This is a genomic window from Henriciella algicola, from assembly GCF_003576245.1.
GTDB classification, from domain to species: Bacteria; Pseudomonadota; Alphaproteobacteria; order Caulobacterales; family Hyphomonadaceae; genus Henriciella; species Henriciella algicola.
The window spans coordinates 331,922-357,201 of record NZ_QWGA01000003.1; the positions used below are offsets into that span (position 1 = coordinate 331,922).

The following is a 25,280-nucleotide window of genomic DNA, read 5'->3' on the forward strand; positions in this document are numbered from 1 at the left end:
CTCTGACCTTGGGTCATGGCTGACGTTGGCGGGCGCGTCAGCTAATGTGCGCTCATGGACCTCAAGACAGACCCGAAGCTCGAGGATTTCCGCGCAGATGTGCGCGCTTTCTTCGAAAACGAATTTCCCAAAGACATTCTCGCCAAGACGGCGAAAGGCGCCTCGCTGACGACTGAAGAGGTGCGAAAGTCTGAAGCCGCGCTCGGCAGCAAGGGCTGGCTCGCGGCAGGCTGGCCGGCAGAGCATGGCGGCCCCGGCTGGTCGCTTGAGGAACAATACGTCTTCGATGAGGAGCTGGAGCGCGCAGGCGTGCCAACCGTCACCCCGATGGGCGTCGTTTATGTCGGCCCGATCATCTATACGTTCGGCACGGATGAGCAGAAACAGCGCTGGCTGCCGGGCATCCGCGAGGGCCGCGAAGGCTGGGCGCAGGGCTATTCAGAGCCGGAAGCAGGCTCTGACCTCGCCTCGCTGCAATTCTCTGCGGTGAAAGAGGGCGATGAGTACGTCCTCAACGGCACCAAGATCTGGACGTCGGCGGCCCAGCATGCCGACTGGATCTTCTGCCTCGCGCGCACCGACAGTTCCGGCAAGAAGCAGGAAGGCATCAGCTTCATCATCGCAGAGATGGACCGGCCCGGCATCACCGTGGCGCCCATCATCACGATCGATGGGAAGCACGCGCTCAACCAGGTCCACTTCGACAATGTTCGCGTGCCCGCCGACTATCTCATCGGCGAGGAGGGCAAGGGCTGGACCTATAGTCAGTACCTGCTCGGCCATGAGCGCACCTCCTATGCGCGCATTGGCGGCAAGCGAAAGCAGCTCGCGCATATTCGCAAGATCGCGTCATCTGTGCCCGATGGCGGCAATCACCGCCTGATCGATGACCCGGCCTTTGCCCGCAAGCTGGCCGAGGCTGACCTCGCCGTGGACGGCCTCGAAATGACCGTCCTGCGAGTATTGTCAGCGGTGAAGGATGGCGGCGCGCCCGGCAAGGAAGCCTCCATCGTGAAGATCCTTGCAACGGAGACGGCCCAGCAAATCACGACGCTCTATCTCGATACCGCAGGCTTCAATGCCCAACGCGGCTTTGCTGATTCTGTCAGCCCGGACTGGCTCGAAGGCGGGATGGCAACCAGCCATGCGGCGCCAGGCGTATCGACCTATTTCGGGACCCGCGCGCAGTCCATTTATGGCGGCACGAACGAGATCCAGCACAACATCATCGCGAAACGGGTGCTCGGCCTGTAAAATGTAGCGGACAGAATACTCAACTTGATGAAATTTGTTTCAGTCAGCTAGCGCGATCTTTAATTGATTGTGAGATCACGGGAAAGTGAACCCTAGGCCTTTCCCTTCTGTATCCCGGCAGTATCTCGCATGTGAACGTGCGAGTACGATGCCCATCTTCGCCATCAGCATCATGGCAATCCTCGCACTGGTCGCGGCAACGCTTGCACTTGGAATGGATTCCCGGTCCGGCTCCAAGGTTCAGCAGGCCGCAGATTCCGCCGCGCTCGGTGGGGCTACGGCCTTCCTGAACTCCTCCTCGCCGCGCGCCGCAGACAGGCTGGAGGCAGCGTATCATCAGGCAAAGGTTCTCGCCGAAAGAAACTCGGAATACGCGCTCGCCGACCTCGTTGTGGATGCAGTCACTGAAGACGCCTATGGTCAGCACACCCAGCTCGCAGTCGAGCTTGAATTCCAGCCGGTCAATTTCTTCGCGCGCTTCTCTGGCAATACTGCCACGGCGCCTATCCGTCGCCGCGCAGTCGCATCATCGACCTGGGGCTTTCCGCTCTGTCTTCTGGCCCTCAGCCCGAATGAGCAGTCGGGCATCTCACTGAAACATCTTGCGCGCCTGACCGCAGACGGCTGCATCGTCTGGTCTAACAATACAGGGCGACAGTCCCTGTCGCTTCTGGGCGGGCGAGCCGAAGCCAAGAGCTTCTGCGCCGCTGGCCTCGTTGACCGCTCACACCGCGCCAGCGTGTCGCCGCTACCCGATCAGCAGTGTGATCCTATCCCGGACCCGCTGAAAGACTGGACCCCGCCCACCGCGGGGACATGTGCGCCAGCGCCAGATTTCGAGCCACCTCTCAGCGTAGTTCGCCAGAGCGAACGCCAGCTGGAAAAACTGTTGCGTCGCCAGAATAGCGGCAGACGCAATGATGATGACGATGACGACGACGATGATGATGATGACGACGACGATGATGATGAGCGCCAGACCGGGCTTGCGAATGCATGCAGCAACCGGGCCGGGGCCAGCAATCCAAACTGCCCGAGCGAGCCTGCAACCGGCGGTGGTCTGAGCGATTTCGACCTGCTGGCGCTAACCGATAATCTTGCCAATGCGCTCTACATCCTAGACCGCCAGTTCGACATGGAAACCGACACGCTGACGCCGGGCACCTATTGCGGTCTCGACATCGCTTACGGTCACGTTCGGATGCAGCCGGGAACCTATTTCATCAAGGACGCGCCGATGACAGTCACCCGCAAGGCGACCGTCAAAGCCGAAGGCGTGACCATCGTCTTCACCGGGCCGGGGGCTTATTTGCGGGTCAGCGATCAGGCGCGTCTTGATCTTTCAGCGCCAACCGACGGCCCTCTGGCCGGTATCGCGGTCGCTGAGCGTCGCAACACCGCGTTGAATGGCGTCCCGGTTGTCTCTCGCCTGACCGGGCATGGCGCGCTCAGCATTATCGGGCTGATCTATCTGCCGACGCAGAACTTCTTTATCAGCGGCTCGGGGGCTGGCGATCAGTCATCACCACTCCTGCAGATCGTCGCGAACCGGATCTCGCTGCGCGACACAGGCCTGCTGCGCATTGACTTCAACCCCGGCAAGACCGACGTGCCTGTGGCCATTCAACCTGCGCGTATTGCCCGGCTTATAGAGTAGAAACGGCGCCCAATTCTGTTGTGCTCTGTTCATCTAAAGCATTTGTAACTCCGCATCGGACTTTTTCTCTGTCACGACTGGAACCTGCAGGTTTCAACTTCGTTTGACCTGTTCATATTCGAAGAGAAGGGGTCTACCCATGAATACGCTTCTTAAAACCACCGCGATCGCCGCAACCGGCCTGATGATGGCCGCCTGCACGCAGTCCGGTTACACCGAACGCAACGCCGCTGTTGGCGCAGGCCTTGGTGCAGTCGCTGGCGCAGTCGTCGGCAACAATACCGGCGACGGCAATGCCGGACGTGGCGCAGCGATCGGTGCGGCACTCGGCGGTGCAGCTGGCGCAGCAAAGGGTTGTACTGAAGCCCAAGACTGCGACATGCCAGGCGTTCGCGACCAGGCCGATGAGCAGGACTATGACGGCGACGGCTATGCAGACGCATATGACCGTTACCCGACCGACCCACGCCGCTGGTAGGTCCCACTCATATTATTGATTGAAGAAGGCCCCCTCACTGCAGGGGGCCTTTTTTCTTGGCCGCAGCAGTCTGCAGCACCTTTGCGCAGCGCGCCCTCGTGTTAGTTTCCGGCCTGCACGCAGGAACGGCCTGCAGACAATCGTCAGTTTTCCCTGATTGTGGTCTTGCCCCCTGCCCTCAAGCGCCGCTATAGCGCACCCGTTTGACCATTGGTCATGAAATGACGAGGACATGAGATGCCAAAACGCACCGACCTTAAATCCATCCTCGTTATCGGTGCCGGCCCCATTATTATCGGCCAGGCGTGTGAGTTCGACTATTCCGGTGTGCAGGCCATCAAGGCGCTCAAGGATGAGGGCTACCGCGTCATCCTGGTGAACTCGAACCCGGCGACGATCATGACCGACCCGGACATGGCCGACGCAACCTATGTCGAGCCGATCACGCCATATTTCGTCGAAAAGATTATCGCAGCTGAAAAGCCTGACGCGATCCTGCCGACCATGGGCGGCCAGACCGCGCTCAACTGCGCGCTCGACCTTTTCAAGGAAGGCATTCTCGAAAAGTACGGCGTTGAGCTGATCGGTGCGCGCGCTGAAGCCATCGAAATGGCAGAAGACCGCCGCCTTTTCCGCGAAGCCATGGACCGGATCGGCCTTGAGAATCCGCGCGCGGCCATCGTCTCTGCGCCAGAGATCAAGAACGAAGCTGGCAAAGTCACCGGCTATGACCGGATTGAAGGCCTCAAGCGTGCTATGGACGTGCTGGAAGAGGTAGGCCTTCCTGCCATTATCCGCCCTGCGTACACGCTGGGCGGCACGGGCGGCGGCGTCGCCTACAATATCGAAGAGTATGAAGAGATCGTCCGCTCCGGCCTTGCTGCCTCGCCGGTCGCGCAGGTGCTCGTCGATGAGAGCCTTCTTGGCTGGAAAGAGTTCGAGATGGAGGTCGTCCGCGACAAGGCGGATAATGCCATCATCATCTGCTCCATCGAAAATATCGACCCAATGGGCGTGCACACTGGCGATTCGATCACCGTCGCGCCCGCCCTCACGCTGACCGACCGCGAATACCAGATCATGCGCAACGCCTCGCTGGCGGTCCTGCGCGAGATCGGTGTGGAAACTGGCGGCTCCAACGTCCAGTTCGCTGTAAACCCTGACAATGGCCGTCTCGTCGTCATTGAGATGAACCCGCGCGTCTCGCGCTCGTCTGCGCTGGCCTCCAAGGCAACAGGCTTCCCGATTGCGAAGATCGCCGCAAAGCTCGCCGTTGGTTATACGCTCGATGAACTCGACAATGACATCACCGGTGTGACGCCAGCCTCCTTCGAGCCGACAATTGACTATGTTGTCACGAAGATCCCGCGATTTGCCTTCGAAAAGTATCGCGGCTCAGAACCCACTCTGACGACAGCGATGAAATCCGTCGGCGAAGCCATGGCCATCGGCCGCAACTTCCAGGAAAGCGTCCAGAAGGCGCTCTGCTCGCTCGAAACGGGCCTCACCGGCTTCAACGAATCCGAAGTCACCGGCAGCGAAGCGCTTCACTCTGCGCTCGCCCGCCCGACCCCTGACCGCCTGCTCCACGTGGCGCAGGCCTTCCGCGAAGGCTTCAGCGTCGAGGACGTCTTCCGGATCACCAGCATCGACCGCTGGTTCCTGCGCCAGATTGCAGGCCTCATCGAGACCGAAGCCAATGTGCGCCGCGATGGCCTGCCAACAGACCGCTACAGCATGACCGAGCTCAAGGCGCAGGGTTTCTCTGACGCCCGCCTCGCCCAGCTTACCGATCAGACTGAAACGGCTGTTCGCGCCGCACGCCATGAGATCGGCGTGCGCCCGGTCTACAAGCGTATCGATACTTGCGCGGCTGAATTTGCGGCCAAGACGCCATATCTTTATTCGACCTATGAGCACCCGCCCTACGGCAAGACTGAAGCCGATGATGAGGCGAACGTCTCTGACCGCAAGAAGGCGATCATCCTTGGCGGCGGCCCGAACCGGATCGGCCAGGGCATTGAGTTTGACTATTGCTGCTGTCACGCCGCTTTCGCGATGGAAGAGGTCGGCATCGAGTCGATCATGGTGAACTGCAACCCTGAGACGGTCTCCACCGACTATGACACCTCCGACCGGCTCTATTTCGAGCCGCTCACCCATGAGCACGTCTCCGAAATCATTGCCAAGGAACAGGGCAAGGGAGAGCTGCAAGGCGTTATCGTCCAGTTCGGCGGCCAGACGCCGCTGAAGCTTGCCACCCCGCTGCACGATGCAGGCGTCCCGATTCTTGGCACCAGCCCGGTCTCCATTGATCTTGCCGAAGACCGTGAGCGCTTCGCTGCATTGCTCGACCGTCTCGACATCAAGCAAGCCCCGTCCGCCACTGTCCGCTCTGAGGAAGAAGCCCTCGAGATGGCCCGCAAGCTTGGCTATCCGATCATGCTGCGCCCGAGCTTCGTGCTCGGTGGCCGCGCCATGGAAATCTGCCGCGACGATGCCGACGTGAAGGCCTTTGCAAAAGAGGCCATGAAAGTCTCTGGCGATCAGTCGCTCTTCCTCGACCGCTATCTTTCCGACGCCATCGAAGTCGACGTCGACGCGCTTTGTGACGAGACCAACGTCCACGTTGCGGGCATCATGGAGCATATCGAGGAAGCCGGTGTCCATTCCGGCGACAGCGCCTGCGCCTTGCCGCCCTACACGCTTTCGGCCGACATCATCCAGCGCCTCTCTGACTCTGCCGCGGCGCTTGCGCGTGAGCTGAAAGTTCGCGGCCTCATCAACATCCAGTTCGCTGTAAAGGATGATGAGATTTTCGTGCTCGAAGCCAACCCGCGCGCCTCGCGGACTGTCCCCTTCGTGGCAAAGGCTGTTGGCGCCCCGATCGCAAAGATCGCCGCAAAGGTCATGGCTGGCGCGTCGCTCACCGAATTCGACCTCAGCAACGCCAAGCCGCGCCGCGTCGCGGTCAAGGAAGCGGTCTTCCCGTTTGCCCGCTTCCCGGGCGTCGACCCTGTGCTTGGCCCGGAAATGCGCTCAACCGGCGAAGTCATGGGTTGGGACGATGATTTCGGCGCCGCCTTCCTGAAGTCGCAGATCGCCGTCGATGTGCACCTGCCGCGCGAGGGCGCTGTCTTCATCTCGCTCAAGGACAGCGACAAGCCATTGGTGCTCAATTCGGTGAAAGAGCTTGTGGAGATGGGCTTCAACATCATCGCGACCAGCGGCACCGCTACCTTCCTGGAAGAGAATGGCATCGCCGTCGAACGCATCAACAAGGTCATCGAAGGCCAGCCCCACATTGTCGACCGGATGATCAATGGCGGCGTACAACTTGTCTTCAACACGACCGAAGGTGCCCAGTCGCTCAAGGATTCCGCCTCGATCCGGCGCACGGCGCTGACCCGCAAGATCCCTTACTTCACGACGCTTGCGGCCTCGATTGCGTCGGTGCAGGGCATTCGGGCACTGCGCGAACGCGAACTCACCGTTCGCCCCTTGCAGCAGGCCTGACACAACCCTACTTGACGGAATTCGCGTTTAGACAGACGCTGACACGTTAAACAGACGGTTATTCTCGATATGCAAAGAACACCCATGACCGCCGAAGGGCATGCTGCCCTCGACGCAGAACTCAAGCATTTGAAGTCGGTTGAACGCCCGGCTGTCATCGCTGCGATCGCCGAAGCACGTGAGCATGGCGACCTGTCGGAAAACGCTGAGTATCATGCTGCCAAGGAAAAGCAGAGCTTCATCGAAGGCCGAGTGGCTGAGCTTGAAGACAAGCTTGCGCGCGCTGAAGTGATCGACGTGACGAAGCTGAAGGGCGACAAGGTCGTCTTCGGCGCGACCGTCACGCTCATCGATGCCGACACCGAAAAGGAAGTCACCTATCGCATCGTTGGCGAGGATGAAGCCGACATTGCCAAGGGCAAGGTCTCGATCCAGTCGCCGATTGCCCGCGCGCTGATCGGCAAGACCGTTGGCGACGAGGCAGAGGTCGCCGCGCCCGGCGGTGCCCGCGTCTATGAGATTGAGAACGTCGAGTTCAAATAGGGCGGCATTCCGCAACAAGATCGAAGAGCCGGCAGGGACCACCTTGCCGGCTTTTTCTTTTCCACATGAAAGCGCGGGTGCACGTGGCGGCGAAAACTGGCACAAACCCACCTTAACCATAACCACTATGGAAAGGCGCAAGCAGCATGGCTCCGGCCTCTCATGCAGATGATCAGCTAGGCCCTTCGGTCTGGGGTGTCTCTGATGGACGCGCAGGCAATGCCGCGCAGGTCCGCGCCGTCATGCGTGCCCTGTCCAGTACTGGGCGCTGGATGCAGATCGCCCATATCGCGGGCGCAGGTCATCGCGAAACGCCAATCGTACTCACCCCGCGTGCGCCATGGACGCTGCTGCCAGGCAGCAACTGGCCCATGCCGCTTGCCGCCCTTCCAAAGGAGCAGCGGAGCCTCTTCCAGCCCCCCTTCCCCGATGTCTGGATAGCTGCCGGGCGTCGCAGCGCGCCCTATACGGCACGGGTCAGGGAGCTATCGGGCGGGCGCACGCTGACGGTCCAGATCCTCGACCCGAAGACCTCAGCCGACAAATTCGACCTTCTCGTCGTGCCACAGCATGACGATGTAACCGGCTCGAACGTGATCCAGACGGTCGGGTCGCCTTCTCACTTTGCGGCCGACGACATAGAATCCGCCGGGCAGGCTTTCGCCGACCTCGCCGATGAGCAGGGCAAATCCTGCATCGTGATCCTCGGCGGCAATTCAAAGGCGCACCGATTCACGGAGGCCGCGGCTGATCGCCTCGAAGCGCAGCTTGCGGCCCTCGCCCAGCAGAAGTGGCGCCTGCGCATCACGGCGTCCCGACGTACCCCGGTCGAGATCGTCGCCCGCTTCCGCGCCTTTTCTGACAAGGTGGGCGCACGCTTCTGGTCCGGTCCTCAGGACGGCCAGAACCCCTACCTCGCCTGGCTTCTCTATTCGGACGCTGCCATCGTGACAGAAGACAGCGCGAACATGTTGTCTGACGCCGCCTGGCACGCCTTGCCCATTCATATCGCCCGCCTTGAAGGCTCCAGCCCGAAATTCGACCGGCTGCATGAAAGCCTGATTTCACGCGGCTGTGCGCGCTGGTTCGATGGCACGCTCTCCCACTGGCAGTACCCGCCGCTTCGCGAAGCCGACCGCGTTGCTGACGCCATCATCGAAAAACTGATCGCCCGCCATCCCCAGCCCGCGCTGAAAGATGTGAAAGATCAATCCGTTGTCTTGCCAGACTGGCTGGAATGAGACGTAATCACATTCTCAACTAACTGTTTTTTCTGCATTTTTTCTTGACTTCGACGCGAGTCCCACGATCTTGCAGGCATGGCACACACCCATTCGCACGGCATTGGACACCATGAGCACCGCCACCATCATGCGGTGACGGAGACGGCTGACGCACGCAAGCGCGTTGCCATCGCTGCCGTGCTCACCTTTGCCTTCATGGGCGCGGAAATCATCGGCGGCATCATCTCCGGCTCGCTCGCCTTGCTGGCAGATGCGGCGCACATGTTGACCGACGCTGGCTCACTGGCGCTTGCATGGGTCGGTTTCCGGCTTGCCGCGCGTCCCGCAGATGGCCTTCGCAGTTTCGGCTTTGCCCGTTTCAAGGTGCTCGCCGCCTTCGTGAACGGTCTCGCCCTGCTCGCTCTCGCCGTCTGGATCGTCTGGGAAGCCATCCACCGCCTTCTTGAGCCACAGCCCATCCTTGGCGGAATCCTGCTTGGCGTGGCGATCGCGGGCCTCGTCGTCAACATCATCGCCTTCTTTATCCTGCATGGCGGCGATCATGATGACCTCAACATGCGCGGCGCGATCTGGCATGTCGCTGGCGACCTTCTCGGCTCTGTCGCAGCCATCGTGGCCGCCATCCTCATCCTCGCGACGGGTTGGACACCGATTGACCCGATCCTTTCGGTTGTCGTCGCCTTGATCATCGCTGTCGGCGGCTGGCGCGTTACGCGTGAAAGCGCGCACATCCTGATCGAGGGCGTGCCGTCCGGCCTCAGCCCCGATGACATCAAGAAGGATCTCGAAGCCAATCTCGAGGATGCTGCCCGCGTCACCCACATCCACGCCTGGGCGCTGACAGAGCAGAAACCGCTCGTCACCCTCGAAGTGGTTGCCCGCGATGGTGCCTGCCTCGATACGGTCCGCCGCGCGGTAAAAACCCGGCTGCAACAGCAGTTTGGCGTCAGTCACGCCACTGTCGAAGTGCACAAGGCGCCAGACCTTCCCTGACCTTCCGCACTGCTGCTGTGCATGTCAGGGGCTTTATTCACCGGCAAAGAATCCCCATACCTGTAGCCCAGAAAACAAAGACTGGCTGACGAACCGGCCAGAAGACTGGAGCGGGTGATGAGCGAGACAATCCATTCTGAAATCCTGATCATCGGGTCCGGCCCGGCAGGCTGGACAGCTGCGATCTATGGCGCCCGCGCCCTGCGCGACACGCGCGTCGTTGCTGGCCTGCAGCCTGGCGGCCAGCTGACCATCACGACCGAAGTGGAAAACTATCCGGGCTTCGCCGAAATCCAGGGCCCGGAGCTGATGGAAAAGATGCGTGACCATGCCGAGAAGATGGGCACCAAGGTCTCCGAAGATCACATCGCTGAGGTCGATTTCGAGAGCCGTCCCTTCCGTGCCATTGGCGAGAGCGGCACGACCTATACCGGCGATGCCGTCATCATCTGTACCGGTGCACAGGCCAAATGGCTCGGCCTGCCGTCTGAGGAAAAGTATCAGGGCTTCGGCGTCTCCGCCTGCGCGACCTGTGACGGCTTCTTCTATCGCGGCAAGGAAGTCATCGTCGTTGGCGGTGGCAACACGGCCGTCGAGGAAGCGCTCTTCCTGACGAACTTTGCGTCCAAGGTCACAGTCGTGCACCGCCGCGATGGCTTCCGCGCAGAAAAAATCCTGCAGGACCGCCTGTTCAAGCACCCGAAAGTCGAAATCCTCTGGGACACCGTGCTGGAAGAAGTCATTGGTGAGGATAACCCTCCCGGCGTGACGGCAGCTCGCCTCAAAAACGTAAAGACCGGCGAGGAAGAAACCCGCGACGTTCACGGCGTCTTTATCGCCATCGGCCACGCGCCGCAGACCGAGCTCTTCAAGGGCAAGGTCGACATGAAAGCGAACGGTTACCTCATCACTGAACCCGGCACGACCAAGACGAACATTCCGGGCGTCTATGCGGCCGGCGACGTGACCGATGAGACCTACCGCCAGGCCGTAACCGCCGCAGGCATGGGCTGCATGGCTGCCCTCGAAGCAGAGCACTGGCTGGAAGAGCAGGTCGCCATCAATGAGGCCGTCGCGGCCGAATAGACCGGCAGTAGACAGCCCCCGCATCACCGCTATTCTCGCCCCTCATGGGGACGCGAAAACACATTGCTGGCCTGCTCGGGCTTGCGCTTCTGCTTGCCGGTCCAGCCTTTGCTGGCCCGCCAGAGCTTGATGCGGCAATCGATGCCTATCTGGAAAAAGACTATAGCGAGATAGCGCTGATCCGCCGCTATGCCGATGCGGGCGAGGCCGACGCTCTCGCCATTATCGGTCAGGCCTATCTCTACGGGATGGGCTATGCGCGCGATCAAGATCTTGGCGTCACCTATCTCACCCGCGCGGCCGAAGCCGGCGACTGGCCGGCGGCGGTCCAGCTTAGCCGTATCTATGCCTATGGCGACGCCGGACAGGCGAAGGACGCGGCCAAGTCGGCGGAGTTCGCGGTTCTTGCCGCGAAACTGGGCGACCCGGCCGGGCCAAGACGCCTCTCCCAGATGCCGCGCGAGCTCGTCATCGCTGCGGGCGGCGGCGCCTATCTCTCCCCTGCCCCCGCTGACACCTCGCCCGCCCCTGCTGAGGCACCAGTGCCCGAACCGGCTGCGCCCTCCAGCGAAAGCACCATTCTGACCCGCGCAAGATCGGGAAGCCCCGATGCGGCGCGCCTTCTTGCCCGCTTCTGCCTGCGCCAAAACCAGTGCCCGTCGACCCGCACTGAGGCACATGACCTCCTCGTCGCCGCCGCACGCAAGGACCCGTCAGCGGCCACCACACTCGGCGCGATCTACCGGGACGGTGTATGGGGCGGCACCCCGCAAATGGTCGCCGCTGCCCAGTGGATTGGCTACGCATTCGAAATGGGGCTGGAGAGCGCGCAATACATGCTCGAAGACCTTCCTCGCGATGCAGTTCGCGAGGCCGGGAAGGAGCATATCCTCATCCAGCTTGAAGCCCGCGACCGGGTCGCCGCCGCCGCTGCGTCCAGCCAGTCAACAGACGCCGCGCCTGCCCCCGGCCGGCTCGCCGCCAGCCTGGCCGACGCCATCTTTGACCGCGCGCCGACGCCCGATCCGGTTACCCTCGCCAGCGGTCAGCGCTTTGCCATCCTCGCCGATACCCCACTCAGCCCCAACGGCGATGCTGCCGCCTCCTGTCTGCTCGTCATTGAGAAAGAGCTGGACACAGGCCGCTCCGAGCTTGCCGAAACAGCGCTCCTGCAGGTTGCCGCCAACGCCTATCGCAGCCTCGTCAACGACCCGACCCGTAATGGGGGTCTCGACAGGGACGCGGTGACCATGGCCGTCATCAGCCATGAATTTGCGCTGCGCCAACGCCCGTCTAGCGCGCCAACCGCGCTCGACTGCCGCCGCAACTACGTGCCGCTTCTGGCGTCAGCTTCCGGAGATAAGCCCTAAAGAAGGTCCGCCGCGCGCGCTTCGATCTGTCTACCGCTATGGACCCGCGCGAAGCTCCAGAATTCGCGCGCCCGCGCCTGCATGAGCTTGTCCATTTCGCTAGTGGCACGCGCTTCCAGGGCGCAGGTCAGGACTTCGAAGATTTCGTCCTGATTGCGCCGGTAATCCTGAGCGGCCAGCGCCCGCGCATACTGCCAGCAGAGCGACGCATTGTCCGCATCCAACTGCCGCGCCTTTTCGAAATGCGCCCGCGCGGACGAGAGGCTCGCCCCGAACCAGGCCGCCCCCAGTGATCCGCCCCGGTGAAGCACTTCGACATTCCAGACGGCCAGAAAGCCGTGGGCATAAACGTTGGAGGGGTCATCCTCCAGAACACCTTCGGCAAGCTCGCGCCCCGTCTTGCCATAGCCTGCATTCAGCACTTCGCGCGTACTCATCAGGCGTGATCGCATGGACAGCGCGATGGCTAGCTGCAGGCGCGCCTCTCCGTGATCGGCGTCCTCCTGCAAAGCCACGCGCGCCAGTTTCTCGGCCCGTCGCAGCACCGCTTCATCCAGCGCGCCGGCAGCAACCTCATTTGCAAGAAGGCAGCGCGCCGCCCGCGCCAGATTGTCCGCGCCGCCCGCCTGCTCGGCAATGCTTGCCGCTTCAAGGTAGCGTCCCGCGGCAAAGGCTTCCTCTGCAGGGTCTGCCATGACCGGCAACGCGGCCATGAGCAAAAGCGCGAGGGAAACAGCAATCTGTCTCATGCGAGGTGAGGATAGCGCGAAAGTCCGTCTCGCCAATCAAGCAGCCAGCCGCCTTCTTCGTTGCCTGTTAGACGCCGCCCTCCTAGTTTCGCCAAAGAAAAAGAAGACGGGGGATAAAAGCCATGGCTGAGGGAATGGCGCACGGACAAGCTGACGAGAAATTCGCAAGCGTGCGCGAGCAATTTGAGAAGAACCTGCAGGACGGCACCGATATCGGCGCATCCTTTTGCGTGACCAAGGATGGCGAGACCATCATCGACCTCTGGGGCGGCTATGCCGACCCGGAAAAGACCCGCCCGTGGGAAAAGGACACGATCGTCAACGTCTATTCAACGACGAAGACGATGACCGCCCTGACGGCGCTCTACCTGTCGGACAAGGGCCTGATCGACTTCGACGCGCCGGTCGCCGAATACTGGCCGGAATTTGCCGCCAATGGCAAAGACAAGGTGAAGGTCTCTCACCTGATGAGCCACTCCTCTGGTGTGCCCGGCTGGACCGAGCCCGCGCCTAAGGAAATGCTTTATGACTGGGACCATGCCGTCAGCCTGTTGGCCGCGCAGGCCCCGCTCTGGGAGCCTGGCACAGCCCCCGGCTATCACGCCATGTCGCAAGGCTATCTCGTTGGCGAGGTCATCCGCCGGGCGAGCGGGCGCACCGTCGGCGCCGTCTTCCGCGAAGACATCGCAGAGCCTCTTGGCGCAGACTTCCATATCGGCCTGCCGGCGTCAGAGGATCACCGCGTCGCAGACTTGCAGCCCCCACCAGCAGCGGGCGGCGGCTTCAGCTTCGAGACCGACAACAAGAAAGCCGCCTTTGCCAATCCGCCCATCGAAGTCGGCGAGACCCGCACACGTGCCTGGCGCGGCGCTGAAATCCCGGCCGCCGGCGGGACCGGCAACGCCCGCTCGGTTGCCGAAATTCACACCATCCTCGCCAATGGCGGCGTCTCGCAGGGCAAGCGCTTCCTCTCCGAGGCAGGTTGCCGCAAGGCGCTTGAATGCCAGGTCGAAGGCACCGATCTCGTGCTCGATATGCCGGTGCGCTATGGCATGGGGTTCGGACTTTCCGGGCCGATGTCGCCAGCGCTCCACGATCAGGCCATGTTCTGGGGCGGCTATGGCGGCTCCATCGTCCTCATCGATATGGCGGCGCGCACCACGATCGCCTATGCGATGAACAGAATGCAGGGCACGACCACCGGCGATATGCGGGCCATCACGCTCGCGGCTGAAGTCTGGCAGGCGCTCGGCGCCGCTTAAGGAGAATGGATGGACAGGCTGGACGCAGATCTCATTGTCATCGGGGCCGGTGTCATTGGCCTTGCCGTTGCGCGTGCCTGCGCGCAGGCGGGGCGTGATGTCATCGTGCTCGAGGCCGAAGACCTCATCGCCAGCCATACCTCGTCGCGCAATTCAGAAGTCATCCATGCCGGGCTCTACTATCCGAAAGACTCGCTGAAGGCGCGCTTCTGCGTCGAAGGGCGCCGCAAACTCTACGCCTACCTTCAGGATCACGGCGTCGAGTACAATAATTGCGGCAAGCTCGTCGTCGCCCACCCTGACGAGGAAGACCAGCTCGCCGATATCCTCGACCGCGCGCGCGAAAACGATGTCGAGGATCTCAAGATCATTCCCGGCGTCGAAGCCCGCCGATTGGAGCCTGCCCTCAGCGAAGACATCGCCGCCGCGATCCATTCGCCCGTCTCAGGCATCTTCGACAGCCATGGCTATTTCCTCGCCCTTCAGGGGGAGCTGGAAGACGCTGGCGGCATGATCGCCTTTGGCACTCCAGTCACCGAAGGCACGCGCACGGCCGACAGCGTGGAGCTCATCACAGGCGGAGAGACTCCCGCCAAGATCAGCGCCCGCACCGTCATCAACTGCGCAGGCCACCGCGCCATTGAACTTGCGCGCCTCATCGATGCCGACATCGACCTGCCAGAGCCACATTATGTAAAGGGCAGCTATTTCAGCATTCTCGGCAAGACGCCCTTCTCGCGCCTCATCTATCCGATGCCGGGACGCGCCAGTCTCGGCCTTCACCTCACCGTGGACCTTGCAGGCCGCGGCAAGCTCGGGCCGGACGCAGAATGGCTGCCGGATGATGCAAAACCGCCCTTCAACTACCAGGTGGATCCAGCCCGCGCCTCACTCTTCTACGATTCCGCGCGCCGCTACTGGCCGGGCCTCCCGGACGGTGCCCTCACGCCGGACTATGCAGGCGTGCGCCCCAAGATCGTGGAGAAAGGTGCCCCCTCGGGCGACTTCATGGTCCGCAAGGAAAGTGAACACCTGATCCACCTCATCGGGATCGAGAGCCCGGGCCTCACCTCCTCGCTCGCCATTGCCGATCATGTCGCAGGCTTGCTGGATTAGGCGGTTGCACGAGCCATCTTCAATGTGTATTCAGCCCGCTTCGCAGCCCGCTCTTAGCGGGTCCTGCGGTATCGCCCCATGGGCCGATCGGTTCGGTAGCTCAGCTGGTTAGAGCGCACGACTCATAATCGTGAGGTCGGGAGTTCAAGTCTCCCCCGAACCACCACTTCATTTCCGGTTTGCTTTGAAAAATTTTTGGTCCATTGGACCAGCCCCAGAAAGTGAAGGCCGCAGCAGCGCCCAAGCCGTTCATCAGGCTGTTCGCGTTGAACGTCGCGACTTCTCTTTCTGTGCCGGCTGCCACAGGTATCGATAAACCCCGAACAGGTTGATCGCCAGCAGGACGATGTTCTGCAAGGCAAGCGGCGCCTCCTCCTCCAGCATTGAGGCCCAGACCCAGGCCGCAGAAGACAGCGAGAAGACCAGGAAGCCGACACCGGACCACTTGGCGCCAGCATTCAGCGATACGAGCAGCGCCGCGACGATACACGACAAGGATGCAAACCAGGTCAAAACATCAACCATCGGCAGCTCCCTCAGGCAGGAGCTCAAAGTCAATCGGCTTGTAGGTGTGGTTGTTTGACTGGCCAGCCGAACAGGCGGTCAGCGCCACGATCATGTCCATCTCGGCGCGCAATTTGATGGAGTCTCCTGCCTTGCTGAGAGGCGGCCGGACTTCAATCTCACCGGTCTCTCCATTCACGGCGACATGCATGAAGATGTTAAAAGCGATCGGGACCTGGTCGGGCGCGATACCATAAGGCTGCAGCGCCATCTCCAGATTGCCCTGGCAACCCGGTGGTGGATTGGTTTCTCCATAAAGCTTTCGGAACATCTCACGCGAACAAGGGGTCAGCGTGAAATCATGACGCTTTACATCGTCCGAGATGATCTCAAACATGGGATTACTTCGGTTCGAGTAGAGGATGTCTCCCGTCGAGAGAAACATCTTGCTCGCATAATCAATAGAGCGACCCGATGAGATATATTCCTTCGTATCGGCGGCATTGAATGCGACCATGTCTGACACCTGCTCACCTTGAGGGTCGGTGACTTTCAGGATTTCGCCCTTGTTCAGTCTGAAGCCCTTTCCGGACCTTGGGGGGATTCTTACTGTCAACTTGCCAACTCCTTCTTTTCGAATGGGCAGACCCAGTCTGCACTGACCTTGCGCCCGCTATATTGAGCCGCCGCTGCGCCAAACCCGTGATCGGCAAGCATCGGATTAATGGACCCCGCCAAAGCCTTGTCGCGCTCGCGGATGACGCTCTGCAGCTTTTCGTATCGTCTGTCCTCACGCAGTCTTTCGAACTGGTCGTGTGAGTTGAACACCAGCACTGGATACTCGAATCGGCGCGCCGGGCGCGACGCGGCCGGGTGTAGGCCGACAACGAAGAAAGCGTGGCCGCCGAGGCTCATCGAGAAGTGGCTGGATTGAGGGTCTTCCGAGACGTTATCTGCCCAGGCACCGCCAGACGCGACGTCAAGATTATGCAGCGACTGCAGCCGGTCCCACAGGGCACGTTCGAAATCGGCTTCGGTGGACGGGATTTCGTCAGGAAATATTGCCGCAAAAGATCTGACGACCGGGCTGCTCACATCGATACCGCTCAGGAACTTCGTCAGCTCTCGCTGAAGTTCGAAATCGTCTGAGGTTCTGAGGATTGAGCGATAGCAGCGGGTTTCCAGACCCTGGCGCACCAAAGCGGATTTAGCGCCAACGCATGGAAAGCCGTTGGAGGAAATGAAGTCTTCAAAACGGTGTATCACCGGGTCTTTGCCGTTTGTCATATGATGTCTCCGTTAGACGAGCGCATCATTAACTGCGGCAGAAGTTCGAGAGTTCCGGCACCACCCGGCATTGACCGGGGCGATGTCACCACAACTTATCCGAGGTTATTTTCTAGGTCCCGATAGCCGCTTTACCGACGAGCCGACGTCATAGGAGCCGCAGAGGGTTCAGCCGCTACTTGCGACGAGCGACCGAACGATAGCGTCCTCGCCACGAGGAAGAAACCAAGCACCACGAAACAGGCGCTCACAACCGAGATATGCAGCCACTGATAGCTCTCAGTAAAACGCACGGCGTGCACACCAACCGCTGCGAGCAGCGACACGCCAAAGCAGAGCCGCATCCAGCGCGCTGTCTTCACCTGATCTCTCAGCACAAGGCCAAGCCCGCACAGCGCGAGCGCGCCGAGCCAGAACAAAGCCGTCAGCGATACCATGCCAACACCGAGCAGGCTGATCGCCAGCGTCGCGGCCAGCAGCGCCGGGCTGCCCCAGACGAGCGCCGCCCAGGCTGCTTCGAGCCTCGGCATGCCGCGTCCGGCTTCTGCGCGCTTCAGGAAATAGATGTTGAGGCCTGCCGCCACGACGATGCAGAGGCCGACCCCCATCACGAAATAGGCGACCTTCATGGCGAAGCCGCCGAAGTCGCCAAAATGGAGCCGATAGGTCGACATGGCGATCTGCTTGCCTGCCTCACCGTCCGTATACCCAGCTTTGCCCTCATAGGCGCCATCCGCGCCGAACTCATACATCTCGCCGTAAACAAGCCGGTCCGTATGCTCGCCATAGATGGTCGTATGCTGGCTGGCCGTGCCCGGGTCGTGAACGATGGCGAGAAAGGGGTTTGCGTCAGGTTCGATGTCTTCCAGCGTGGCAAGCGCGGCGCCAACATCAGCGAGCGGCGCCGGGCTCTCATCTATCTCGCCCTCTGCGCCAAAGATCGACTCGCTCAACGCCCGAGGGTCGCCGTCGAAACTCGTCTGCGCCAGTACCACCGCCACGACAACGAACAGGCCAATCATTGCCCCGGTCAGCGCAATCGCAATCGTGAAAGGCGCCGTCCAGACACTTAGCCTGTTATGCAGATCAGCCTGCACCAGCCGCGCCTGTCCCTTTGTGCGAAGGCGGAACGCGTCGCGAAAGATGCGCGGATGCGCCAGCAGGCCTGACACCGCCATCGCCACCAGCATCACGCCAAGGATGGCGACCACGATCATGCCGAAACTGGTCGGCAGGCTGAGATAATAGTGAAGATGGATGAGGAAGTCGTTCCAGGCAGTCTCATACCCGCCCGTCATCGCACCCTGCGCGTCCGCGCTCTGCAGCCCATCATCGCCGCCAATGACAAAGCGTTGCCAGTTGTCGCGTGGCAGATAGAGGTAGAGGTGTGTTGTCTCTGGCTGCGCCTCGAAGACGTTGACGGCGGCCGCCTGCGCGACCTGAGGTCCGACCGCTTCGACCGGGGCCTGAACCGGGTTCTCCCACCAGCCGATCTCGTCCTCGAACATGGCCACCGTGCCTGAAAGGCAGACGATGAACATGAGCGCACTGATTACCAGCCCCATAACCGAATGCGCCGACAGGGACCTGTCGACGCGCGCCTTGCTGGACTTTGGCCAGATGGAAGTCGCCATAGGAAATCCTTTCTAGAGCGGCATGAAGGCGGCGACGAGACTGAGAACGAGCGCGCCCCCGGCAAAGGCCGAGCGTCGACCCGCCCGCGGCTCAATCAGAAGCAGCACCGACACCACGGCCCAGATGAGAACGGCGGCAATGATAGCGCTCGCGCCAGCGGTCGCCACACTCACTGACACGGCGCGCAGAAGCTTGAACAAACCCGCCGCGCCGAACAGCGCAATCCCGCCTGCGACGGGGCCGGTGAGCAGGAAAGTCCAGACCCCGGCAAGCCCGCTGAGCACCGGGTGACGTGATGGTATCGCCATCTCCGCGGCCCCTGCCCTCTGGCGTGCATCTGCGACAGGAAGGGCGACGCCCCTCATCATCGGCACGGCGAAATAGATGCAGGCCGCCACCATGACGATGACGCTCACTTGCGCCAGGCCACGGTCTGCATTGGCCACACATCCAGCAATGACCGCCGCCAGTAGCAAACCCCAACCGCCAAGCACGTGGAAGGGCCGCCCGGGCCGCTTCCACGCTGCATACAGCATGTAGAGACCGCCTAGCCCTGCCACAGCGGCCAGGAGGAACAGGGTCCATTCAAACGTACCCATGGCTGGCGGTCTCCCTCTTCAGGTGCGCTAGAAGTCGTAGCTCAGGCTCGCAACGACAGTACGGCGAAGGCCCGGGAAACAGTCACCGCGCGTCAGACAGCCGGTGAGATAGTCTTCATCGGTGATGTTGCGGGCGTTGACGGAGAAGTCCCACTGGTCCCACTCATAGCCGACCATAAGGTCGCCCAGCGTATAGTCCGGCGTCGTGTAGGAGAGGGTCGCATTCTCCGACACGGTTTCACCGACATAACGGATACCTGCGCCTGCCTTGAAGCCTTCCCAGGCTCCATCAGGGCGCCACGTCGTCCAGATCGAAGCCTGCGTTTCGGGAATCGCCGCCAGTTTGAAGCCGTTCGGGTCTTCCGCATCGATGGTGGACGCGGCCGCCTGGAAATAGATCTCGTCAAACTGCAGGCGCGCTTCGGCTTCGAAACCCTTCAGCGTCGAGATGCCCTGCTGCTGGGCGGCATTGCCCGGCAGAGAGTTCGGGTTTGGCAGGTTCGAAATCTCGATATCGTAGTACGAAGCCGTAATGAGGCCTGGTATACCGCGCGGCTCATACTTGAAGCCGACCTCATACTGGCGTGCCTCTTCAGGCTCCAGCTGATTGCCGTTGATGTCAGTACCGACGACCGCCTCGAAGCTCTCAGCATAGCTCACATAAGGCGAGAACCCATTGTCGAAGCGATAGAGGACGCCAAAGCTCGTAGAGACGGCGTCATCTTCCTGGCTGACGGCACCGGCCTCATTCTCGACGCTGTCGAAGCGGATGCCAGCCGTGAAGCGCCATTTATCATAGGCCATCTGGTCGGACAGATAGACGCCCGTATCCTTTGTCGTCTGCGTTGGCGCATCATTATAGATCGCGTCAAACACCGCCTGATCGGGGGCGCCTGTGTAGACCGGGTTCTTCAGGTCCAGCACATAGCGGAAGTCACCAGCCAGCGCTCCGCCTGCGAAATAGTAGGACGTGTTGCTGTCGGTCTCGACATCCTGATGCTGGACGCCAGCCAGAAGCTCATGCTCGAGCGCGCCGGTCGTGAAATCAGCCCGCAGGCGGATGTCGCCGGCCAGCTGATCGAACGTGTTGTCACCCTGATAGAAAGTGCGAGCCACCGTCGTGTCGGAGAAAAGGTTCACGCCCAGCACATCATTGATGTAGCGCGTGCCGCCGATGAAGGCTGGCCAGGCCTGATGATAGTCTGCCTCGCCCGAACGCCAGAGCGCGGTGCCTTCAATCATCAGATTGTCGTTGATGCGGTGCTCACCAAGAAGGGTAACTTGATCAGAGCTCGTATTATACCGGTTGAAACCTTCCTCGCCGGCATACACCTGCCAGTCGAGATAGGTGCCGTCGTCGAGCGGTTCGAGCGTGCCTTTAATCGGAATGAACTGCGCAGCCGTGTCACTGTCGGTGTCCTGTACCAGACCGATCAGCGTAAAGCGGGTGTCAGGCGTGGCCTGCCAGGCAAGCGACGGCATGATGACCTTGGTCTCTTCATCGACCTGATCGACTTGCGTTCCCGTATCGCGGTAGAGGCCAACCAGGCGGAAAGAGAACGGGCTGTCCTCGCCGCCAATCGGGCCAGTCACATCGCCAGCAACCTGATACCGGTCGAAATTGCCGACCTCGGCGCGCAGTTCACCACCAAACGTGTCGCGCGGCGTCTTCGAGACGTAGTTCACGATACCACCGGGCGACCCTTGCCCGTAGAGCACCGAAGCCGGGCCTTTCAGGACTTCGATCTGCTCGACCGTATAGAGATCGGCTCGGGTGGAATTATAGCTGCCGAACAGCTCCTGAATGGAGTCGCGATAACGCGGCAGCTCCAGCCCGCGCGATTGGGGGAAGTCGCCGCGCGTCGAGAAGCCATAGGGCTCCGCCGTCACACCGGACACATAGGCCAGCGCCGAAGCGAGGTTCAGCGCGCCTTTGTCGATGAACATGTCCGCAGTTTCGACTGACAGGGTCCGTGCCGTCTCAACAATTGGCGTGTCGGACTTCGTCGCACCGAAAGCGGTTGTACCCGTCACGATAACGGTTTCCTGACGGCTATCGGCCTCTTGCGATGGCAGGTCCGCCTGCTGCGCGGTGGCCAGTGCGCCTGCGCTCGCCGACATGACCAGCGCTGCTGCGAATGTTCTGTACCCCATGATCCCTCAACTTCCGAGAATGCGAATGATTTTCAACACCAGCGCCTTAGAGGCGCCGCTATTGCGAGTCAATTGCATTCTCACCGGCTGCTGGGAGTGTGAGCAGTCCGTATGCATCATCTGCACACCGGCCCTGCGTACGAAGCGTTTCGCCTCTGGATTTTTTAAAGCGGATAGACTAAGGAAGCCCTTGGTAGAGTATACCGTGTAGAGTGGATCAGGGAGACCAATTTGGTCTCCCTTTTTCCATTCAGGGCTACAGCCACGCTTTGACGAAGCTGTAACCGTCTGCAACTATCGCCGCGCCGCCCGGCAAATTCTTGCATCACGAAATGGTAGTCGATTTGCCTCAGCCCCCTCGCACAGCGCCTCTGGAAGCCTGGCATCAGTCGGGGCCTACAAAGCTGCGCATTCATATCTGGAATGACGAGGCACCGGGACGGCCGCTGGTCTTCCTTAATGGCATCGGCTCGCCTCTCGAGCTGATACCGCCTTTCGCCGCCCAATTCGCTGACACCAGGCTGATCGCCATTGAAATGCCGGGCAGCGGCCAGACGCCGGAAACCGATATTGTCTATTCACCTATCCTGCTCGCGCGCCTCGTGGTTCAGGCCTGCGCCAAGCTGGGCGCAAGACGGTTTGACCTGATGGGCTTTTCGCTAGGCGGCGTCCTCGCCCAGCAGGTCGCGCTCCAATACCGCAAGGAAGTCGCCAACCTGATCCTTGCTGCCACATGCAGCGGCTTCACGATGCTCACACATGACTGGCGCGAGGCGGGCCTCTTCTCTTCGGCATTCCCCTTTCTGAAACTCTGGACAGAGCTCGAGCGTGACCTCGGCAAGCTTCATCACGCGACCAATGCCGCAACCTTCGCGCCGCCGGATGCTATGTCGCGTCAGCTACTCGGCTTCACGGGCTGGTCCAGCCTCGCTTTCCTGCCCTTTCTCACCGCGCCGACGCTTATCCTTGCCGGCACGCGCGACGGTATCATCGCGCCGTCCAATGCGCTTCAGCTATCAACCTTCATCCCTGGCTCGAGGCAGGAATGGATCGAAGATGGCGGACATCTCTTCCCCTTCCTGAAACCAGAGCTGACGGCACAAAAAATCCGGCCCTTCCTGGGCCGGACTTCTGTTGTTCAAACCATGTCCGCTGCTGTTGAAAGCAGCGCCCTGCACTGATCAGGCAAGGTCCTTGCGGCTGGTAATGATCTTGCCGACGAGGCCATAGGAAACCGCTTCTTCAGCGCTCATCCAGTGGTCACGGTCCGTGTCAGCCTTGATCTTCTCAAGCGGCTGGCCGGTCGCTTCGGCAAAAATCTTGTTCAGGCGCTCGCGCATACGCACGATTTCGCGCACCTGAATGTCGATGTCGGACGCCTGGCCACCAAAGCCGCCACGCGGTTCATGAAGCAGGAAGCGGGTGTTCGGCAACGAGTAGCGGTTCTCTTTCTTGGCGGCCGAATAGATCAGCGCACCAGCAGAGGCGACCCAGCCGGAGCCGAGGATTTTTACGTCCGCGCTCACGAACTTGATCATGTCATGGATCATGTCGCCGGATTCGACATGGCCCCCCGGTGAGGAGACGACCAGAAGGATCGGCTTGTCGCTTTCGGAATCAAGCGCGAGGAGGCGCTCACAAACCCGGCGTGCAAGTTTGTCGTCCACGCCGCCCGTGAGCATGATTGTCCTGGCCTTGAAAAGCGCCTCTTCAAGAAAGGCGTTCGGCTCAGTTTGCGGTTTCTGTTCGGTCTCATCGTCGAGGCGATACATGACGTCTCCCGTGCATTCAGTCAGAAGCCATAGGTGAGGCGCGCCAGCGCTATGGTCAAGCACCTCACTCACCTATTCCGGCGTATGCGTAACGCTGATGCCGAACTGTTCGACCCATGCGTCCATGTCATTGGCCCGGGCCAGTTCTTCGATACGATCCGGCGTCAGCGGCGATGGCGGATCGAGACGAATATCCAGGCTACCGCCAGACGTCTCGAAATATGCCGCGACGGCCTCGATCCAGTCGACCGCTTGCGGGAACTGGTCCTGCACGCGGCCCTTGGCCGATCGGGTCATCACCGCGATGAACTGGCGCAGGTCTTCTGGTGGCATACCCGCCAGCGTTGCGCCCCAGCCTTCGCTCTCATGCTGCTGGCCGAGCGCATGAAGATAGCCGAACAGCTTGTCATAGCCGCCATCATCAGACTCGTAGAGGCGCGCGCCATTGAAGGTGAAATGCGTCTCGAACAAATCCTCAAACGCGGAGTCGAGCTCGCCTTCCTCGGCAGCCGCCGCAATCGGATCATATGGCGGCAGTGTGATGCCAAGCCGGGCAATCCGCTCACCAAAGCCGTCCGACTGGGCCGCAAAGGAAAACTCCGTTTCGCCGCTATCCTTGTTCCAGGTCATTGCGGTCTGAATATTGGCGGGGATTTCGCTGAAGCCGTGCTCATCGAGCAAGTCGATACCCGCTTCGATATCCGCGCGCACGGCCTGCATCTCCTCATCTTCGCCGGAAGGTACGAAGGTCAGGACCGTCTCGCCGATCTGGCCCGGATAGACCGCGACGCCTTGCATATCCACGAGGATCTCTTCTGGCAGAAGCCATTCGAACTCGTTCGCAGTGACACTCATTTCGTCAACGCGGAACATCTCGGCCCCGCCCATCTGATAGGTATAATTGGTCACCACACTCTGGCCGAGGCTGATCAGGTCTCGCTGGTCGAGTCCCGGAAACTCGCTGCGCGCCAGGAAACCCGCCAGCGTGTCGAGACGGATGCCCTCATAGGACATGTAGTCGGCCGTCAGCAGCTGATCGATGTCCAGCCCGTCTGGATACACCTCTTCGGCTTCAAGCGCCTCGCCGTCGAAGGACATGCCCTGCTGCTGGCGCATCCCTTCATAGTAGATGCCGTCGATGTCGTAGCCGGAAAGGCCTTCATAGCCATAGAAGTCGAGCGTGTAGGACACGGTCTGACTCACCTCAGGACTGTCGATCTGCATCGTCATGTCCATATTGCGCGCCGATCCGCGCTCAATCTCGACGGACCGGCCAACAGCGATCACCTGCTGCGCAAGGCGCAGGGCCTGGAGACCGTCAAAACCTTCTTCCTCGAGCTCACCAGGCTCCATCTCAAGCATGTCCGTAAGTTGGGCGTACGTCTCCTCACTCAACGGGACATATTCGAACGGGCGCAGGGTGAGTGGCCCGGTCACCGTGCTCTCAACGGTCATGTCGAACTGATTGACGCCAAAGTCGACTTCGCTCGATGCCTCTTCGCCAATCTGGGCTTCCATCACGTCGAAAACCGCTTCCATCGCGCCCGCCGCGCCGAACAGCGAATAGCCGTCAGCCTCCAGCCGGTCGAAGACCCTGCCGGTTTCGTCGAGGCGCTCACCGTTCAGACGGGCGATCAGCAGGTCATCATCGAACCCCCAGACGCGCGCTTCATCCATCGCGACGCCAAAGGCTGGCTCTGTATTGATCGTGACCCGTAAATTATCAAAAGCCGTCGCACCTGTCGTTTCGTCGAAAGACTGCTCGTCCCAGCTGACGCTCACAAAGTCTGGCAGCAGCCCCTGGATATTGGCAAGGTCCGCCTCGCTGCTGCCCGGGTCGGCATAGGCCTCGGCCTCAAACGCTTCGAAGGCAGCGAACTTCTCGCTCCAGCCTGTCGATTCGGACCCGCCGCCTTCAGACGTTTCGGGGCCTGACAGGCCATCGCCCTGCCTTAGCTCCGGTACGCGCGGAGGATTGTCGCAAGCGGTGAGATAGGTCGACAGGACGAGCGTCGCCCCGAGTGAGATGCGTTTCATGATCTGGTTGTCCCCCTGAAAACG

General features: G+C 61.1%; 21 protein-coding genes and 1 tRNA gene. 13 read left to right on the forward strand and 9 right to left on the reverse strand.

Features of this window, described 5'->3' with window-relative positions; translation table 11 throughout:
- Nucleotides 1-54 precede the first annotated feature (54 nt).
- From D1222_RS02125 to D1222_RS02165, 9 genes are all read left to right on the forward strand, one after another.
- Nucleotides 55-1,254 carry an acyl-CoA dehydrogenase family protein gene (locus tag D1222_RS02125; RefSeq protein WP_119452585.1) on the forward strand — a complete coding sequence of 400 codons (1,200 nt, stop codon included), beginning with the start codon at nucleotides 55-57 and terminating at the stop codon, nucleotides 1,252-1,254.
- Nucleotides 1,255-1,402: 148 nt separating this feature from the next.
- Nucleotides 1,403-2,911, forward strand: coding sequence for a hypothetical protein (locus D1222_RS02130; protein ID WP_119452586.1), 1,509 nt, complete (start codon nucleotides 1,403-1,405; stop codon nucleotides 2,909-2,911).
- A gap of 139 nt (nucleotides 2,912-3,050) precedes the next feature.
- Nucleotides 3,051-3,389: a glycine zipper family protein gene (locus D1222_RS02135; RefSeq protein ID WP_119452587.1), complete on the forward strand. Its 339-nt coding sequence runs from the start codon at nucleotides 3,051-3,053 to the stop codon at nucleotides 3,387-3,389.
- A 237-nt stretch (nucleotides 3,390-3,626) separates the two neighbouring features.
- The gene (gene carB / locus D1222_RS02140; RefSeq protein ID WP_119452588.1) at nucleotides 3,627-6,905 is read left to right on the forward strand and encodes a carbamoyl-phosphate synthase large subunit; all 3,279 of its coding nucleotides are present in this window, start codon (nucleotides 3,627-3,629) and stop codon (nucleotides 6,903-6,905) included.
- Between the two features lie 69 nt (nucleotides 6,906-6,974).
- Nucleotides 6,975-7,448, forward strand: a complete 474-nt coding sequence (gene greA / locus D1222_RS02145; RefSeq protein WP_119452589.1) for a transcription elongation factor GreA — start codon at nucleotides 6,975-6,977, stop codon at nucleotides 7,446-7,448.
- Nucleotides 7,449-7,594: 146 nt separating this feature from the next.
- Nucleotides 7,595-8,689, forward strand: a complete 1,095-nt coding sequence (locus D1222_RS02150; RefSeq protein WP_119452590.1) for a mitochondrial fission ELM1 family protein — start codon at nucleotides 7,595-7,597, stop codon at nucleotides 8,687-8,689.
- A gap of 78 nt (nucleotides 8,690-8,767) precedes the next feature.
- Nucleotides 8,768-9,685, forward strand: coding sequence for a cation diffusion facilitator family transporter (locus D1222_RS02155; protein ID WP_119452591.1), 918 nt, complete (start codon nucleotides 8,768-8,770; stop codon nucleotides 9,683-9,685).
- A gap of 117 nt (nucleotides 9,686-9,802) precedes the next feature.
- A complete protein-coding gene (gene trxB / locus D1222_RS02160; protein ID WP_119452592.1) occupies nucleotides 9,803-10,771 on the forward strand; it encodes a thioredoxin-disulfide reductase in 969 nt (322 codons plus the stop codon).
- Nucleotides 10,772-10,815: 44 nt separating this feature from the next.
- Entirely contained in the window at nucleotides 10,816-12,141 is a 1,326-nt protein-coding gene (locus D1222_RS02165; protein WP_119452593.1) for a tetratricopeptide repeat protein, read from the forward strand.
- On the opposite strand, the gene D1222_RS02170 is transcribed toward D1222_RS02165, so the two are convergent.
- Nucleotides 12,138-12,836, reverse strand: coding sequence for a tetratricopeptide repeat protein (locus D1222_RS02170; protein WP_147371799.1), 699 nt, complete (start codon nucleotides 12,834-12,836; stop codon nucleotides 12,138-12,140). The two genes, D1222_RS02165 and D1222_RS02170, sit on opposite strands and share 4 nt — an antisense overlap.
- A 176-nt stretch (nucleotides 12,837-13,012) precedes the next feature.
- Here D1222_RS02170 and D1222_RS02175 point away from each other — a divergent pair, with 176 nt between their 5' ends.
- From D1222_RS02175 to D1222_RS02185, 3 genes are all read left to right on the forward strand, one after another.
- Nucleotides 13,013-14,152, forward strand: coding sequence for a serine hydrolase domain-containing protein (locus tag D1222_RS02175; RefSeq protein WP_119452595.1), 1,140 nt, complete (start codon nucleotides 13,013-13,015; stop codon nucleotides 14,150-14,152).
- A 9-nt stretch (nucleotides 14,153-14,161) separates the two neighbouring features.
- Nucleotides 14,162-15,268 carry an NAD(P)/FAD-dependent oxidoreductase gene (locus D1222_RS02180; protein WP_119452596.1) on the forward strand — a complete coding sequence of 369 codons (1,107 nt, stop codon included), beginning with the start codon at nucleotides 14,162-14,164 and terminating at the stop codon, nucleotides 15,266-15,268.
- A gap of 89 nt (nucleotides 15,269-15,357) precedes the next feature.
- Nucleotides 15,358-15,434, forward strand: a tRNA-Met gene (locus D1222_RS02185).
- Between the two features lie 86 nt (nucleotides 15,435-15,520).
- Here D1222_RS02185 and D1222_RS02190 read toward each other — a convergent pair.
- The 6 genes from D1222_RS02190 to D1222_RS02215 form a co-directional block, all read right to left on the reverse strand.
- Nucleotides 15,521-15,793, reverse strand: coding sequence for a hypothetical protein (locus tag D1222_RS02190; protein WP_119452597.1), 273 nt, complete (start codon nucleotides 15,791-15,793; stop codon nucleotides 15,521-15,523).
- Nucleotides 15,786-16,388, reverse strand: a complete 603-nt coding sequence (locus D1222_RS02195; protein ID WP_119452598.1) for a DUF1989 domain-containing protein — start codon at nucleotides 16,386-16,388, stop codon at nucleotides 15,786-15,788. Before D1222_RS02195 ends, D1222_RS02190 begins: the two co-directional genes overlap by 8 nt.
- A complete protein-coding gene (gene gntA, locus D1222_RS02200; RefSeq protein WP_119452599.1) occupies nucleotides 16,385-17,059 on the reverse strand; it encodes a guanitoxin biosynthesis heme-dependent pre-guanitoxin N-hydroxylase GntA in 675 nt (224 codons plus the stop codon). Before gntA ends, D1222_RS02195 begins: the two co-directional genes overlap by 4 nt.
- Before the next feature lie 131 nt (nucleotides 17,060-17,190).
- Nucleotides 17,191-18,693, reverse strand: coding sequence for a PepSY-associated TM helix domain-containing protein (locus tag D1222_RS02205; RefSeq protein WP_119452600.1), 1,503 nt, complete (start codon nucleotides 18,691-18,693; stop codon nucleotides 17,191-17,193).
- A gap of 12 nt (nucleotides 18,694-18,705) precedes the next feature.
- The gene (locus tag D1222_RS02210) at nucleotides 18,706-19,293 is read right to left on the reverse strand and encodes a hypothetical protein (protein WP_119452601.1); all 588 of its coding nucleotides are present in this window, start codon (nucleotides 19,291-19,293) and stop codon (nucleotides 18,706-18,708) included.
- Nucleotides 19,294-19,320: 27 nt separating this feature from the next.
- On the reverse strand, nucleotides 19,321-21,447 hold the full coding sequence (locus tag D1222_RS02215) for a TonB-dependent siderophore receptor (RefSeq protein ID WP_233348470.1): 2,127 nt from the start codon (nucleotides 21,445-21,447) through the stop codon (nucleotides 19,321-19,323).
- Between the two features lie 344 nt (nucleotides 21,448-21,791).
- Between D1222_RS02215 and D1222_RS02220 the strand changes: the two genes are divergently transcribed.
- Nucleotides 21,792-22,628: an alpha/beta fold hydrolase gene (locus tag D1222_RS02220; RefSeq protein WP_182481842.1), complete on the forward strand. Its 837-nt coding sequence runs from the start codon at nucleotides 21,792-21,794 to the stop codon at nucleotides 22,626-22,628.
- On the opposite strand, the gene D1222_RS02225 is transcribed toward D1222_RS02220, so the two are convergent.
- Both D1222_RS02225 and D1222_RS02230 read right to left on the reverse strand, forming a co-directional pair.
- Nucleotides 22,629-23,219, reverse strand: coding sequence for an ATP-dependent Clp protease proteolytic subunit (locus D1222_RS02225; RefSeq protein ID WP_119452603.1), 591 nt, complete (start codon nucleotides 23,217-23,219; stop codon nucleotides 22,629-22,631). It lies immediately after the preceding gene.
- A 72-nt stretch (nucleotides 23,220-23,291) separates the two neighbouring features.
- Nucleotides 23,292-25,256 carry a hypothetical protein gene (locus D1222_RS02230; RefSeq protein WP_119452604.1) on the reverse strand — a complete coding sequence of 655 codons (1,965 nt, stop codon included), beginning with the start codon at nucleotides 25,254-25,256 and terminating at the stop codon, nucleotides 23,292-23,294.
- Nucleotides 25,257-25,280 lie beyond the last annotated feature (24 nt).

Excerpts from the sequence above, each read along its gene's own strand:
- D1222_RS02125 (WP_119452585.1), top strand. The coding sequence starts at position 55 with ATGGACCTCAAGACAGACCCGAAGCTCGAGGATTTCCGCGCAGATGTG.
- D1222_RS02130 (WP_119452586.1), top strand. The coding sequence starts at position 1,403 with ATGCCCATCTTCGCCATCAGCATCATGGCAATCCTCGCACTGGTCGCG.
- D1222_RS02135 (WP_119452587.1), top strand. The coding sequence starts at position 3,051 with ATGAATACGCTTCTTAAAACCACCGCGATCGCCGCAACCGGCCTGATG.
- carB (WP_119452588.1), top strand. The coding sequence starts at position 3,627 with ATGCCAAAACGCACCGACCTTAAATCCATCCTCGTTATCGGTGCCGGC.
- greA (WP_119452589.1), top strand. The coding sequence starts at position 6,975 with ATGCAAAGAACACCCATGACCGCCGAAGGGCATGCTGCCCTCGACGCA.
- D1222_RS02150 (WP_119452590.1), top strand. The coding sequence starts at position 7,595 with ATGGCTCCGGCCTCTCATGCAGATGATCAGCTAGGCCCTTCGGTCTGG.
- D1222_RS02155 (WP_119452591.1), top strand. The coding sequence starts at position 8,768 with ATGGCACACACCCATTCGCACGGCATTGGACACCATGAGCACCGCCAC.
- trxB (WP_119452592.1), top strand. The coding sequence starts at position 9,803 with ATGAGCGAGACAATCCATTCTGAAATCCTGATCATCGGGTCCGGCCCG.
- D1222_RS02165 (WP_119452593.1), top strand. The coding sequence starts at position 10,816 with ATGGGGACGCGAAAACACATTGCTGGCCTGCTCGGGCTTGCGCTTCTG.
- D1222_RS02170 (WP_147371799.1), bottom strand. The coding sequence starts at position 12,836 with ATGGCAGACCCTGCAGAGGAAGCCTTTGCCGCGGGACGCTACCTTGAA.
- D1222_RS02175 (WP_119452595.1), top strand. The coding sequence starts at position 13,013 with ATGGCTGAGGGAATGGCGCACGGACAAGCTGACGAGAAATTCGCAAGC.
- D1222_RS02180 (WP_119452596.1), top strand. The coding sequence starts at position 14,162 with ATGGACAGGCTGGACGCAGATCTCATTGTCATCGGGGCCGGTGTCATT.
- D1222_RS02190 (WP_119452597.1), bottom strand. The coding sequence starts at position 15,793 with ATGGTTGATGTTTTGACCTGGTTTGCATCCTTGTCGTGTATCGTCGCG.
- gntA (WP_119452599.1), bottom strand. The coding sequence starts at position 17,059 with ATGACAAACGGCAAAGACCCGGTGATACACCGTTTTGAAGACTTCATT.
- D1222_RS02205 (WP_119452600.1), bottom strand. The coding sequence starts at position 18,693 with ATGGCGACTTCCATCTGGCCAAAGTCCAGCAAGGCGCGCGTCGACAGG.
- D1222_RS02210 (WP_119452601.1), bottom strand. The coding sequence starts at position 19,293 with ATGGGTACGTTTGAATGGACCCTGTTCCTCCTGGCCGCTGTGGCAGGG.
- D1222_RS02215 (WP_233348470.1), bottom strand. The coding sequence starts at position 21,447 with ATGGGGTACAGAACATTCGCAGCAGCGCTGGTCATGTCGGCGAGCGCA.
- D1222_RS02225 (WP_119452603.1), bottom strand. The coding sequence starts at position 23,219 with ATGTATCGCCTCGACGATGAGACCGAACAGAAACCGCAAACTGAGCCG.
- D1222_RS02230 (WP_119452604.1), bottom strand. The coding sequence starts at position 25,256 with ATGAAACGCATCTCACTCGGGGCGACGCTCGTCCTGTCGACCTATCTC.